The 13,589-nt window shown below is 70.7% G+C and carries 12 protein-coding genes; 4 read left to right on the forward strand and 8 right to left on the reverse strand.

From position 1 onward, the window contains the following. Positions 1-118: 118 nt before the first annotated feature. The 6 genes from ACTIR_RS0102485 to ACTIR_RS0102510 are packed head-to-tail and all read right to left on the reverse strand — an operon-like array spanning position 119 to position 6,109. Complete coding sequence (locus ACTIR_RS0102485) at positions 119-1,129, reverse strand: MCE family protein (RefSeq protein ID WP_026453102.1); 1,011 nt, start codon at positions 1,127-1,129, stop codon at positions 119-121. Then, positions 1,126-2,115 (reverse strand): MCE family protein, encoded by a 990-nt coding sequence (locus ACTIR_RS0102490; protein ID WP_026453103.1) that lies wholly within the window; start codon positions 2,113-2,115, stop codon positions 1,126-1,128. The genes ACTIR_RS0102485 and ACTIR_RS0102490 overlap by 4 nt, the downstream gene beginning before the upstream one ends. Continuing rightward, entirely contained in the window at positions 2,112-3,122 is a 1,011-nt protein-coding gene (locus ACTIR_RS0102495) for an MCE family protein (protein ID WP_026453104.1), read from the reverse strand. Before ACTIR_RS0102495 ends, ACTIR_RS0102490 begins: the two co-directional genes overlap by 4 nt. A gap of 46 nt (positions 3,123-3,168) precedes the next feature. Next, the gene (locus tag ACTIR_RS0102500; RefSeq protein ID WP_026453105.1) at positions 3,169-4,449 is read right to left on the reverse strand and encodes an MCE family protein; all 1,281 of its coding nucleotides are present in this window, start codon (positions 4,447-4,449) and stop codon (positions 3,169-3,171) included. After that, a complete protein-coding gene (locus ACTIR_RS0102505; protein WP_026453106.1) occupies positions 4,446-5,300 on the reverse strand; it encodes an MlaE family ABC transporter permease in 855 nt (284 codons plus the stop codon). Before ACTIR_RS0102505 ends, ACTIR_RS0102500 begins: the two co-directional genes overlap by 4 nt. A gap of 5 nt (positions 5,301-5,305) precedes the next feature. Further along, positions 5,306-6,109, reverse strand: coding sequence for an MlaE family ABC transporter permease (locus ACTIR_RS0102510; protein WP_026453107.1), 804 nt, complete (start codon positions 6,107-6,109; stop codon positions 5,306-5,308). A 514-nt stretch (positions 6,110-6,623) separates the two neighbouring features. Here ACTIR_RS0102510 and ACTIR_RS0102515 point away from each other — a divergent pair. From ACTIR_RS0102515 to ACTIR_RS0102525, 3 genes are all read left to right on the forward strand, one after another. Next, on the forward strand, positions 6,624-7,244 hold the full coding sequence (locus tag ACTIR_RS0102515; protein ID WP_026453108.1) for a hypothetical protein: 621 nt from the start codon (positions 6,624-6,626) through the stop codon (positions 7,242-7,244). Between the two features lie 163 nt (positions 7,245-7,407). After that, a complete protein-coding gene (locus tag ACTIR_RS0102520) occupies positions 7,408-9,030 on the forward strand; it encodes a DUF6801 domain-containing protein (RefSeq protein ID WP_026453109.1) in 1,623 nt (540 codons plus the stop codon). Positions 9,031-9,066: 36 nt separating this feature from the next. Further along, entirely contained in the window at positions 9,067-10,065 is a 999-nt protein-coding gene (locus ACTIR_RS0102525; protein WP_026453110.1) for a hypothetical protein, read from the forward strand. Between the two features lie 134 nt (positions 10,066-10,199). Here ACTIR_RS0102525 and ACTIR_RS0102530 read toward each other — a convergent pair whose 3' ends face one another. Beyond that, positions 10,200-10,943: a SagB family peptide dehydrogenase gene (locus tag ACTIR_RS0102530; RefSeq protein ID WP_199285557.1), complete on the reverse strand. Its 744-nt coding sequence runs from the start codon at positions 10,941-10,943 to the stop codon at positions 10,200-10,202. Positions 10,944-11,009: 66 nt separating this feature from the next. Next, positions 11,010-13,148 (reverse strand): HelD family protein, encoded by a 2,139-nt coding sequence (locus ACTIR_RS0102535; RefSeq protein ID WP_026453112.1) that lies wholly within the window; start codon positions 13,146-13,148, stop codon positions 11,010-11,012. Between the two features lie 120 nt (positions 13,149-13,268). On the opposite strand from ACTIR_RS0102535, the gene ACTIR_RS24935 reads away from it, so the two are divergent. Continuing rightward, the coding region (locus ACTIR_RS24935; RefSeq protein ID WP_199285558.1) for an RsmD family RNA methyltransferase at positions 13,269-13,589 on the forward strand (321 nt) is incomplete at its 3' end.

The following is a 13,589-nucleotide window of genomic DNA, read 5'->3' on the forward strand; positions in this document are numbered from 1 at the left end:
CCGAGCGCGGCGAGCGCGGCGACGATCGTGGTGCGGGTGCGGGTGCGGGTGCGGGGCGGTCCCGCACGCCGGGGCACCCGGGCGCGTCGAGGGCCGGTGTCCGGATGTCTCGCGGCCATCAGTTACCGCCTCCCGTGATGACCGGCAACGGCAGGTCGTCGGTGTACTCGAGCAGGTTCACGCGGCCCTGGAGGGTGCCGCTGTCCGGGTCGTAGGCGTGGTAGGCGTTCTCCACCGCCGTCGGCACGGTGTCCAGCGCCTCGCTCACCGATTCCCGGCGGTCCACCAGCAGTTGGGTCGTCCGCGCCAGCTTGTCCACGTTGCCCGACAACGCGGCGCGGTGGTCGGCCACGAAGTCCTGGACGTCGGCCAGCGCCGTGCCCAGGGTGTCCAGGGCGGCGCCCAGTTCGTCCCGGTCGGCCGAGAGCGTGCGCCACACCTCGGACAGCTGCTCGGTGGCCTCGCGCACCCGGTCGTCGTTGCCCGCGAGCATGGCCGTGAACTCGCGCAACTTGTCCACCGTGCCGAACAGGTCCTCGTCCGAGTCGGCGAGGGTGCGGGCCATGTCGGCGAAGTCGCGCACGCTGTCCGCGAAGGCCCGGCCGTTGCCCTCCAGCGCGTCGGCGCCGGAGTCGAGCAGGTCGGACAACGCCCCCTCGGAGTTGGCTCCCTCCGGACCGAGGGCGGTGACGAGGTCGTTCATGCTGCCGTAGAGCTCGTCCAGCTCCACCGGCACGGCCGTGCGGTCCCGCGGGATCACGGCCCCGTCGGCCAGCCGGGGCCCGTCGCCGGCGAGCTCGGTCAGCTGGACGTAGCGGTCGGCGACCACGCTCGGGGAGATCACCGCCGCCCCGGTCCGCTCCGCGACGGGCGCGTCGTGCGCGACGCGGAGCACCGCGCGCACCTGCTCGCCCGACGGAATGACCGACTCGACCTCACCCACCGGCACACCGAGCACCCGCACGTCCGACCCCGGATACACGCCCACCGCGCGGTCGAAGTGGACGGTGACCCGCTTGTCGCCGTCCCCGGTGAAGACCCACCACAGCACGCCCGCGAGGGCGACGACGAGGACGAGGGCCGGACCGGCCGCCCGGGTGAGGCGGCGTCCGGAACGAGTTCTGATCATTGGTCACCCCCGGGAACGGGCGCACGACACGGATTCCGGTTCTCCTCCACGAGTCCGCACAGGTAGGTGTCCAGCCACCGGCCGTTGCCCAGGGTGTTGTTCACGACCCGGAAGTAGGGGCCCGCGAGCTCCAGGGTGCGGTCGAGTTCGTCGGTGTGGGCCTGCAGGACGTCGGTGACGGTGCCCAGCTGCTCCAGCGCGGGCGCGAGTTGCTCGCGGTTGTCGGCGACGAGCCCGGAGATCTGCTCGCCGAGCCGCCGCGTACCGGTGAGCAGGTCGCTGATCGCCTCGCGCCGGGTGTTCAGCTCGGTGAGCAGCAGGTTCCCGTCGTCGATGAGCCGGTCGAACTCGTCGCTGGTGTCGGCCAGCGTCCCCGCGATGGTGCGGGCACCGTCGAGCAGATCGGCCAGTTCGTCGTCGCGGGAGGCGATCGTCGTCGACAGGGCGCTCAGGCCGTCGAGTGCGGACCGCACGTGTTCCTCGGTGCCGTCCAGGTTCCGGGAGAGTGTGCGGAAGCTCTCCGCGAGCCGGTCGGTGTCGATCGCCCCGGCGGTGTCGGCCAGCTGCTCGAAGGCCTCGGTCACGTCGTACGGCGTCGTGGTCCGTTCCAGTGGGATCGGCGTCGCCGGGTCCAGGACGGTGTCTCCGACCGGGTGCAACGCCAGGAACTTCTGGCCCATCAGCGTCTTGATCTTGATCTCGGCGGAGGTGCGGTCACCGACCCAGGCGTCCGACACGGAGAACGACACCAGCACCCGGTCGGTGGTCAGGTCCACGTCGGTGACCTCGCCGACCTTGATCCCGGCGACCCGGACCTCGTTGTCCGGCCGCAGCCCGGCCGCCTCGGCGAACTCCGCCTGGTACGTGGCGCCGGTGCCCACGATCGGCAGGTCCTCGGAGTTGAAGGTGGCCGTGACCACCGCGGCGAGCACCACCGTGCCCACCACGCCCAGCGTGAACGGGTTGCGTTCGGCGAACGACTTCATGGGGTGCACCTCGCGGGAACCGGGTCCGGGCGCGTGCCGGTCGGCGGGTCGGTGAGCAACAGGCCCTCACACAGGTAGAAGTTCATCCAGCTGCCGTAGGAGGCCACGCGGCCCAGTTCGGTGAGCTTGCGCGGGGTCGTGGTCAGGAACTGTTCGAGCTCCCCGGATCCCGCGGCGAGGTGGCCGGAGACCTCCCGCAGGCCGGCGATGCTGTCCTTCAGCGGGGCGCGGGCGTCGGTGAACAGGCCGGCGGTGGAGGTGGTCAGGGCGGACAGGCCCTCGATCGACTCGCCGATGACGGCGCGGTCCTCGGCGAGCCCGCTGACGAGTTGCCGGACCGTGGTGACCAGATTGGACAGTGCATCGCCCTCGTTGTTGACGGTGTCCAGCACCGAGTTCAGGTTGGTGATCACCTCACCGATCACCCGGTCCCGGTCGGCGATCGTCCGGGTCAGCGACCCGGTGTGTTCGAGCAGGCTCTCCACCGTGCCGCTCTCACCCTGCAGCACCTGGATGATCTCGCCGGAGAGCCGGTTCACGTCCTCGGGTGCCAGTGCCTCGAACAGCGGGCGGAACCCGTTGAACAGCTCCGTCATGTCCAGCGCCGGGGTGGTGCGCTCCATCGGGATCTCCGCACCCGGCGGCAGGGTCTCCGTGCTGGGCTCCTCCCCACGCTCCAGGGCGAGGTAGCGCTGCCCGATCATGTTGCGGTAGCGCAGCGTGGCGGTGACGTCGGCGGGCAGGTCCCGGGACTTCCGGACGGAGAAGTGCACGAGCGCGAGATGCCGGTCCACGATCTCCAGTTCCTCGACCTGGCCCACCCGGACCCCGGCGATGCGCACGTCGTCGCCCTCGGCCACCGACGTGGCGTCGGTGAACCGGGCGCTGTAGTGCGTCCGGTCGCTGACCGCGGTGTTGGTGATCGACAGCGCCAGCACCGCGGTCGCCACCGTGGTCACCAGGATGAACACCAGTGCCTTGGTCAGTGGGGCGGCGATTGTTCTCATCGTCGGCACTCCCTTCGTGCGTGTGCGCGACGCCGGGTGGACGGGCTCATTCGAGCGTCACCTCCGTGCCCCGGTAGACCGGCCCGACCAGGGCGCTGCTCCACTGCGGCACGTCCCCGTCCGACATCTCCAGGTCGGCGGTGAGCAGGGTGGACAGCAGCTCCCGTTCCTGGGGGGAGTTCGGCAGTCCCAGGCCGTCGGGGTCGGCGGACAGCAACGGGTGGGTCGAGTCCGGCTCCGGTGGTGGGACGGCGCCCGCCTCGGTGGGGGCCAGCCCGCTCGGGTAGCAGCGTGGACCGTCCGTGGCGCTGTGCGACGGGTCGTCGCGTCCCGGCACGTACGCACCGCGGTCCGGGGTGACGATCGTGCTCTCCAGGTGGATCCCCGGCCGGTCCGTTCCCGCGCCGAGCACCGTGTCCATCGCGGGTTTGAGCGCGTCGAGCGCTTTGAGGGTGCAGGCGAACGACGGCGAGTACTCCGCGGCGACCTCCAGCGGGGCCCTGGCGGTGGTCGTCAGGCCGATCAGGTTGTCCCGGTTCTCCCGCAGGAACGTCTCCACGTCGGTGGAGGTGGTGGTCACCTGGTCGTAGAGCCCGCGCAGATCCTCCCCGCGGTCGACGACGGTTTCCATCGTGGTGGCCGTGTCCGTCAGAGCGTCCAGCACGTCCGGGGCAATGTCGCCGTAGACCTCGCTGACCTCGGCCAGGTCGCGGATGTTCTCGTGCAGCCGGGGCAGGTTCGGGTTGAACTCCTCCAGGTAGTCGGCCGCCACGGTGAGGGTGTCCCCGATCAGCTCGCCCCGGCCGTCCACCGCCGTCGCCGCGGCACTGAGGGTGCTCGCCAGTTTGTGCGGCTGCACCGCCCGCAGCACCGGCAGCAGGTCGTCGAAGACCCGCTCCAGCTCGATCGCGTTCGCCGAGCGGTCCTGCGCGATGACGTCGCCCTCGGACAACGGTGCTCCGGTGGAGTCCTCGGGGATGGACAGCTGCACGTAGCGCTCGCCGAACAGCGTCTTCGGCACGAGCAGGGCGGTGACGTCGGTGGGCAGCCGGGAGATGCTGTCCGGGTCGAGCGCGAGGTCGATCTCGGCGCCGTCGTCGGTGGCCGCGATGCCGCGCACCTCACCGACCAGCACACCGCGGGCCTTGACGTCGGAGTTGCGGCGGAGTTGATTGCCGACGTGGTCGGTCCGCAGGGTCACCGCCACGTCGTCGGCGAAGTCCTTGTTGTACACCTTCACCGACAGCGTCACCAGCAGGGCGAGCACGAGCAGGAACACCACGCCCGCCAGGCGCACCCCGAGTGTGCGTATCCATCGTTGTCTCATCCGGCCACCCGCACCGTCGTCGTGGCGCCCCAGATCCCGAGGCTGGCGAAGAAGTCGAGCAGCGCGACGGCGACGATGGCGGTGCGCACCGCGCGCCCCACCGCGACACCGACGCCCGCGGGGCCCCCGCTCGCGCGGAAGCCGTAGTAGCAGTGGGTGAGCACCACCACCACACTGAAGATCAGCACCTTGCCGAACGACCAGAGCACGTCCTCCGGCGGGAGGAACAGTTCGAAGTAGTGGTCGTAGGTGCCCTCCGACTGGCCGTAGAACCACACCGTGATCTGGCGGGAGGCCAGGTAGGAGGTGAGCAACCCCACCGCGTACAGCGGGATCACCGCGCAGAAGCCGGCGATGATCCGCGTGGTGACGAGGTAGGGCACGCTCGGGATGCCCATCGTCTCCAGCGCGTCGATCTCCTCGGAGATCCGCATCGCGCCGAGCTGCGCGGTGAACCCGCAGCCGACGGTGGCCGACAGCGCCAGGCCCGCCACCAGCGGCGCGATCTCGCGGGTGTTGAAGTAGGCGGAGATGAACCCGGCGAAGGCCGCGGTGCCCACCTGGTTCATCGCGGTGTAGCCCTGCAGGCCGACCACGATGCCGGTGAACAGCGTCATGCCGACCATGACGCCCACGGTGCCGCCGATCACGGCCAGCGCGCCGCTGCCGAAGCTCACCTCGGCCAGCAACCGGACGATCTCCCGGGTGTAGCGGCGCAGCGCACGCGGGACCCACAACAGGGCCCGCAGGCTGAACAGGATCGCGTCGCCGAGCGTGTCCAGGAACGACAGTCGCCGGTCGACGACCTCGGCGGCACGCTGCCTCGGGGTTCTCGGGACCGTGGTGACCATGTGCCTCACATCCCCTTCGGCGGCACGATCTGCAGGTACAGGGTCGTGAGCACGAAGTTGATCAGGAACAGGAGCAGGAAGGTGATGACGACGGACTGGTTCACCGCGTCACCCACGCCCTTCGGGCCGGGGGAGGGGTGCAGCCCGCGGTAGGCGGCCACGACGCCGGCGACGAAGCCGAACAGCAGTGCCTTGAGCTCACTGATCCACAGGTCGGGCAGCTGGGCCAGGGCCGAGAAGCTGGCGAGGTAGGCGCCGGGGGTGCCGTCCTGCATGACGACGTTGAAGAAGTAGCCGCCGCAGACGCCGACGACGCTGACCATGCCGTTGAGGAACACCGCGACCCCCATCGCGGCGAGCACCCGGGGCACGACCAGCCGCTGGACCGGGGAGACGCCGAGCACCTCCATCGCGTCGATCTCCTCGCGGATGGTGCGCGAGCCCAGGTCGGCGCACATCGCCGAGCCGCCCGCACCGGCGATGAGCAGCGCGGTGACGATCGGGCTGGCCTGCTGCACGATGGCGAGCACGCTGGCCGCGCCGGTGAACGACTGCGCGCCGATCTGCGTGGTCAACGAGCCGACGTGCAGGGCGATCACCCCGCCGAACGGGATCGCGACGAGGGCGGTGGGCAGGATCGACACGCTGGCGATGAACCAGAACTGCTGCACGAACTCGCGGAACTGGAACGGCCTGCGCGGAATGCAGCGGAGCACGTCCAGCGCGAGCGCGTAGAGTTTGCCGGTCTGCCGCACGGCCGCGGCTCCGGGAATCGTCGTGCCGCGCCGGGCGTCAACGTCTTGGGCCACTGCGTCTCCTATTCCTGCTCGCCGTTCTTTCGCGTCGCGCGGAGTCTCCGTGGGGCGTCTCTGCGATCGCATCTCCCGGTTCTCGTGAAACTGTCGTTCCGGTCGTCGGTACCCTGCGCAACAGGGCGTGTTCTGACACCAACGGCGGGGTTCGACCCCGGTTACGGCGGATTTTTCATCGGTTCGTGACAAATTCGGAGGACGCCGTGCGGCCGTGTTGCGAATTCCGCTGCGAAACCGGTGGTCGGAGCGGTCGTGGATGCGGAGGGAACGCCCCTGGTACAAGAACGACGTCCGGTTTGCGGCCCCGTTGACAAACACTCGTCCGAATGGAGGAAAAAGCCGCGGGGAAGGGTTTTTCCATGGTTGTGGCCGCGGTCACGAGCCGCTACCGTACTCGGCGGTAGGTAACGCGGAGGTTTCCTGCCGGCAAGCACATCGGCCGATTTCCGCGGACCGGGCAAGACGTCCGCCCCGCTTGCTCACTGCCCACACAATGTTCGGAGGAAAAGCAATGCGTAGGCGCATCACCGGCATCGTCGCTACGGGCGCCGCAGCGGCGCTCACTCTCGGCTTCACCGCCCTGTCCGCCTCGGCCCAGCAGGCCGAGTGGACCGTGGACCCGGGCGGGGACTACACGGCGGCGTCCGGCACCACGGTGCTGACCAACACCGCCAACGGGGTCACCCTGGACTGTGCCTCGTCGGACGCGAGCGGCTCGTTGGTCGGCAGCGCGACCGGCACGCCGGCAGAGATCGGCACGATCGACGCGATCAGCTGGGACAACTGCTCGGGCCCGCTGGGCCTGGCGTTCGAGGTCATCCCCGGGAACGTGCCGTGGACGATCAACGGAGAGTCCTGGTCGAACGGTGTCACCACCGGCTACATCGGTGGTGTCGTCGCGAACCTGACCGGCCCGGACTGTGACGCGACAGTGGAGGGCGAGGCCCCGGGCACGTACGACAACGCCACCGACACGCTGGCCCCGTCCCCGGACGCCGGGTCGGGTCACGAGTTGGTGGTGACCGAGGTGGACCCGTCCGCCAACTGCTTCGGCCTCATCAACGAGGGCGACGTGGTGACGTTCGAGGCGGAGTACACCGTGACCCCGGGTCAGGACGTCGTCCTGCAGTGACGCTGATTCCGCACGAGGCGCGCGGATGACGGGCCTGTCCGGTCGGGCGTTGCGCGCCCGGCCGGGCAGGCATCCGCGCGCGGCTCCGTCGGACCGCGAGACCCGCCGCGGAGTGCTGCTCGTCGGTGGTCAACGAACGGTGTCGTCGAACGGAAGAGAAGACATGAGACGGAGATGGCGGTCGGGACGCCGCGGAGGTTCGGGTTCCCTGCTCGCCGTGGCGGTGCTGGCGGTCGTGGTGGGAGTGCCGACCGCGGCGGGCGGGCAGGGCGCCGCGGACGGCGGCGAGTCTTCCGCGCGCGAGACACCGGATCTGGTGTACGACTGCGAAACGGAAGCCGGACAGCGGCAACTGCGGGCCCGGGTCGGGATGTCGCTTCCGGGATCCGGGTCGGTGTCCACTCCGATCGAACCGGCCGGGGTGACCGTCGAGATGACCCTGCCGAAGCCGGTCGTCGGTGAACTCGCCGGGAGTGGGGTGTCGTCGGTCACCGGTCGGGCGATGCTCGATGTTCGGCTCGCGGATCGCGAGCTGTCGGCCGGGTCCGGCCCACGCACCGTCCGGTTTCCCGGGCTCACCGTGGCGCCGACCCCGTTGCCGCGGGACTCGGCGGTGACGCTGACCGCCACGGGTGAAGGACCCGAGATCACGCCCGCGGCGGCCGGGGAGCTCGCCGTGTCGGCCGGTCGGATCAACCTCCTGCTGACCTCGGACCGGTCCGGTGCGGAGCCCGGTGCCGGGGAGGGTACGGGCACGGACGGGGAGACCGGTGGGGACGACGGGGACGACGGGGACGACGCGACCGGGGACGACGCGACCGGGGACAGCAGCACAGCACCGGGAACGGCACCCGGGACCGACAGCGGGGAGGACGGCGGGGCCGCGCCCGCCGCGACGGACGAACCGGGCGACGGTGCGCCGGCGATTCCCGCGTTCGACTGTGTTCCGGCACCGGACCAGGACACGGTGATCGGCACGGTGACGGTCGACGGGGAGGGGCCGGCGACGCCGGATCGGTCGCCGGAGGCCGGGGTCGGAGGACCCGACGCGCTACCCGGCAGCGGTGACGGCGGCGACGTCGCCGCCGCCCAGCAGGGTGAGGTTCCCGAGGACTGCGTCGATTTCGCGGACAAGAACAACGCGTGGTGTGCCTACATGGGCGGATACACCAACATCAAGAAGTTGGGCGCTGCCACGAGAATCGATCCGGGGATCGTCAACATCGCCCTCCCGGTCGCCGCGCCGTGTGACGACGGGTCGGAGTGGTACTGGTTCTGCATGGACGCCGACGCGCTGTTGCAGCACAACGGGACACAACAGTTGCCGCCGACGCGGAATTCGTTCCACGCCTTCGATTTCATGCCCAACAGTGCGACCGTGCGATTGACTCAGGTGGGCGCCATGGATCTGGTCGTCCGGATGCGGATCGACGGTGCCGACGGGGGGTCGGTGGTGGCGCACGCGAATCTGCTGCTCCAGCTCGAGGACGTGTCCGTGAACGGCGAACGGCTCGAGGTCGGTCCGGAATGTCGCACCGAGGAGCCGCTCGAGGTGCAGCTCACGGCCGACTATCCGGGTGATTACACACCCACCACTGGTGGGTTCCTGGACGGCTACGTGCGCATTCCCCCGTTCGTCGGGTGTGGTGTGGACGAAAATCTCGATCCACTACTGACCGGACTGATATCCGGTCCGGACAACTACGTGAAGATGACCCAGGGGCAGATCTGCAGCATCAGAAGTGCCAGCGACTGTCCACCGAGCCCGCCCGAACTGGTTCGTTGATCCGGGTGGGCGGTCGACAGAGTAAGGAGATCATGGATGAGGGAATCGAAGACGGGCCGGGCGGGTACGCGACGGAGCGGCACCCGGCGAAGAGTCCTCGGCGGTACGATGGCCGCGATGCTGGCGTTCGCGGCCACGACCGTCGCGACCCTTCCCGCGGCAGCGGACGAGGGCGACGGTGGGCCGGCCGCGTCGGATCTGGCCGGCAACTGGGCGCCGTTCGACCGGTGTCCGGTGGACGACCCGGCGATGCTGGACGCCGACGGTGACGAGCTCGCGGCGTTGTGCCTGGCGTCGTCGTCGGAGTCCGGGACGATGACGATCGGGGAGAAGACCGTGCCGACGGCGGGCACGGACCTCCAGTTCGGCCTCCTCGGGGACGGGGTGGACTACACGACCGTCTCACCCGGGGGCACCGGGATCGAGGCGGATCCGGTGAAGGTGCCGGGCGGGCTGCTCAACCTCATGTGCCCGAGTGACATCCCGGTCCTGACCACCCTGTGCGAGAGGGCCGCCGGCAGCAGCCTCAACACGGTGACCGCCACCGTGGAACCGGCGGGCGACCCCAGCGACTTCAACCTGAACGCCGGCCTGTCGACGGGGCAGCCGATCGTCACGCTCCCGATCAAGATCAAGCTGGACAACCCGCTGCTCGGCGGGAACTGCTACATCGGCTCGAACGAGGAGCCGATCCTGCTCGAACCGGCCAACGCCGAGCAGCCGATGTTGAACCTCGTCCGCTACGCCCCGGACGGCACCACCGACCCGACCGGCGTGATGAGCAACATCGCGCTGTCCGGTGCCGACCAGGTGGACGACTCGTTCGCCGTGCCGGGCGCCGACGGGTGCGGGCTGTTCGGTGCGCTGGACTGGGCGGTGGACTCCCAGCTCGGCCTGCCCTCCCCGGAAGGTGCGAACAGCCTCGTGCTGCACAGCGCCGACACCACCACCGGCGGCTTCTACACCCCGGCCAACTTCACGCCCAACCAGGGCGAACAACTCGCCGACCACTGGCACGCCGCCCACACCGACTGACCGGACCTCACCCGGGTGCCCGGGTGTTGCCGTGAGGGGCACATTCCCTGCACTCCACGCAGGGAATGTGCCCCTCACGGCGTGTGACGCAGGGAAAGTGCCCTTCACGGCACAACCGCGGTGGTGCGGGCGGGTCAGGCGGGGTGGCCGGTGGCGAGCAGCATGGTGGGGATCTCCTGGTGGGGCAGGCCCAGGAGGGTGGACAGGGCCGCGTCGTCGAAGCCGGCCACGGCGCACGAGGCGAGGCCGAGGGCGGTGCCCACCAGGGAGAGGTTCTGCACCGCGACGCCGGAGTCCACGTGCAGGGTGCGGTAGTGCCGCAGGGGGTACCGGTCGAAGGCCACGTCCAGCCGCGCCGTCAGCGCGATCGTCACCGCCGAGGCGCCGAATTCCTCCTGCAGGTACACCCCGCGCAGCGCGGCGGCCGGGTCGTCGTCGGACAGTTCCACCAGCTCGTGGGAGATCGCCTCGTAGCGGTACACGCCCGGGTGCAGCCCCTCCACCCGCTGGACGAGGGCGTAGGCCCGCAGAATGTCCAGACCGCCCGCGCTGGGTGCCATCCCGAGCGGGTACTCCTCCACACCGTAGGCGGGGACGAACCGCTGCACCCCCACCGAGAACCGCAGCAGCGCGCTCACCGTGGTCAACGCCACGGGACGGGGGGAGAAGTCGTAGTGCGAGCGTCGCCGGGCCAGCGTGGCCACCAGCCGGTCCCGGGGCGGTTCGACGTCCGGCAACGGGATGTGCCGCAGTTGGGGCAGCGGTGCCGTGGGTTCCGGGCGCTGCGCGTTGAGCAGCCGGTGCACGGCCAAGGCGCGTTCGATGGTCCCGTGGTCGTTCGCCACGATGTCTGCCGTCGCTCCCACGTCGCTGGACACGGCCGCATCGTAACCCTTTCGGGTGGTTTTGTGTGCCCGTTTCGGCCGAGCGAAACGTTCCCGATGTCACCGCTCGTGTCCGGACTCCGGAAGCCAGCCGTCGTCGGAGGCGAGCACCACGAGCCGCTGGGTGGCCCGGGTCAACGCCACGTAGAGCACGCGGGGGCCCGTCGTCGCCTCCGTGACCAGCTCGGTCGGCTCGACCAGCACCACGGCGTCGTACTCCAGCCCCTTCGCGTCCAAACTGCCCAGCACCCGCACCCGGTCGTCGGCGTCGTCGGCCAGCCACGCGCCGACCTCGTCCACCCGGTGCATCGCGCAGACCACACCCACGGTGCCCTCCACCGCGTCCAGCAGCTCCTTCGCCGCCGCACGCACCTCACCCGCGCGGGTGCCGTCGTCGACCCGCCGGATCTGCGGTTCGATCCCGGTCTCCCGCACCGCGTGGGGCAGGTCGTCCGGCTCGGCCTGCCCGGCGACCACCCGGGCGCCGAGCTCGAAGATCTCGGCCGAGTTCCGGTAGTTCGTCCGCAGGGTGAACCGTCTGCGCGGGGTGCGCGGACCGAACGCCCGGTCGCGCGCCTGCCGTGCCTCCTCCGGGTCCGGCCACGAGCTCTGCACCGGATCGCCGACGACGGTCCAGCTCGCGTGCGCACCCCGCCTGCCGACCATGCGCCACTGCATCGGCGAGAGGTCCTGCGCCTCGTCCACCACGATGTGCGAGTACTCGTCGTAGTGCTCCGGGCGGTGCCGTCCGGGGGTGGGCGAGGAGTCCCGCTCCGGTTCCGCGTCGAGCTGCACCGTCTCCCGGTGCCTGCGGCGCCTCGGCGGGGGCCCGACCAGCACACGCACCTCGTCCAGCAGCGCGATGTCGGCCACCGTCCACTCGCGGGTGGTGTCCGCGAACGAGTCGGCGAGCCGGGTGATCTCGTCGGCGGTGAGCACGTTCTTCGCCAGCCTGCCCAACCGGCGCCGGTCGCCGAGCAGCCGCAGCACCCGCGCCGGGTACAGCACCGGCCACCACTCGACGAGGAACCGGTGGAAGTCGATCCGCTCGCCGAGCCGGGTGATCAGCTCCTCCCGGTCGACGGTGCGGCCGTCGTCCCGGGCGTACTCCTCGGCCTTGTCGGCCAGCGCGGCGAGCAGTGCCTCCGCCGCGCGCACCCGCGACGGGTTCGGCGGCTGCGAGCTCTGGTGCAGCTTCCGCCGCACCCGCCCCAGCTCCTTCGCGTCGAGCTTGAGCACCTCACCCCGGTAGACGATGCGCATCTCGGTCGGCGCCTCGGGCGGGGCCTCGCGGACCGCCTTGGCGAGCACCTTGCGCATCCGCAGTGACCCCTTGACCGCCGCCAGCGGGGCCGGGTCGTGGGCGGTGGCCTCGATCCCGTCCAACACCTGACCGAGCGACCGCAGTTCGACGCTGGTCTCGCCCATCGACGGCAACACCCGGGAGATGTAGGTGGTGAACGCCCCCGACGGGCCGACGACCAGCACCCCGGCGCCGCCGAGCTGCCGCCGGTACCGGTAGAGCAGGTACGCCGCCCGGTGCAGTGCCACGGCCGTCTTGCCGGTGCCCGGCCCGCCGGTGATCTCGGTCACCCCGCGCCACGGCGCCCGGATGACCTCGTCCTGCTCCTTCTGGATCGTGGCGACGATGTCGCGCATCGTGTCACCACGGGCGCGGCCGAGCGCGGCCATCAGCGCGCCCTCGCCGACGACCGTCATGTCTTCCGGCACCGAGTCGGGCATCAGCACGTCGTCGTCGAGGTCGAGCACCGACCGCCCGGAGCACCGGATCACCCGGCGTCGGACGACGTCCCGCGGGTCGGTGGCCGTGGCCTGGTAGAACGGCGCGGCGGCGGGCGCCCGCCAGTCGGTGACCAGGTTGTTGAACTCCGCGTCGCGGATGCCGAGCCTGCCCACGTGGACCGGCTCGGAGGAGGTGTGGTCGAGCCTGCCGAACACCAGACCCTCGTACTCGGCGTCCAGGGTCTGCAGCGTCTGGTTCGCGTGCGAGACCATCATGTCCCGCTCGAACAACATCGACGCCTGCTCGAACACCGCTTCGTTCTGCGCGCCCCGGCCGAGCTCGTAGCCCTTGTCGCGCATCGACTCCGCCTGGTCACGCAGTTCCGCGAGCCGGGCGTAGACCCTGTCCACGTGTGCCTGCTCGACGGCGATCTCGACCCGTTTGGGTTCCGACACTCGGCGCTCCTGAACGCTCCATCGCCTGAAGAAGGGGGAAGGACGACTTTACGCGAGACGGTGGAGGTGCTCCGACCATGTCCCGCCGGGGGACGGCGGGCCTGCTGGGACGATGAGCCGGTGACCAGGATCGTGGCGGGGCGCGCCGGGGGCCGGACGCTGTCGGTGCCGCCGAAGGGGACCAGGCCCACGTCGGAGCGGGTGCGCGAGGCGCTGTTCAACGCCCTGGACGCCGCCGGTGACCTGCGGGGAGCACGGGTGCTCGACCTCTACGCCGGGTCCGGGGCGCTGGGGCTGGAGGCGCTGTCCCGGGGCGCGGCGGACGCGCTGTTCGTGGAGTCCGACCGCGCCGCCGTGCAAGTGCTGCGGGACAACGTCGCACGGGTCGGGCTGGGCGGGCGTGTGCGGCACGGCACCGTGCAGGCCGTCCTCGCCGCGGGG

Origin of the sequence: Saccharomonospora iraqiensis subsp. iraqiensis (genome assembly GCF_000430445.1) — a bacterium.
GTDB lineage: Bacteria > Actinomycetota > Actinomycetes > Mycobacteriales > Pseudonocardiaceae > Saccharomonospora > Saccharomonospora iraqiensis.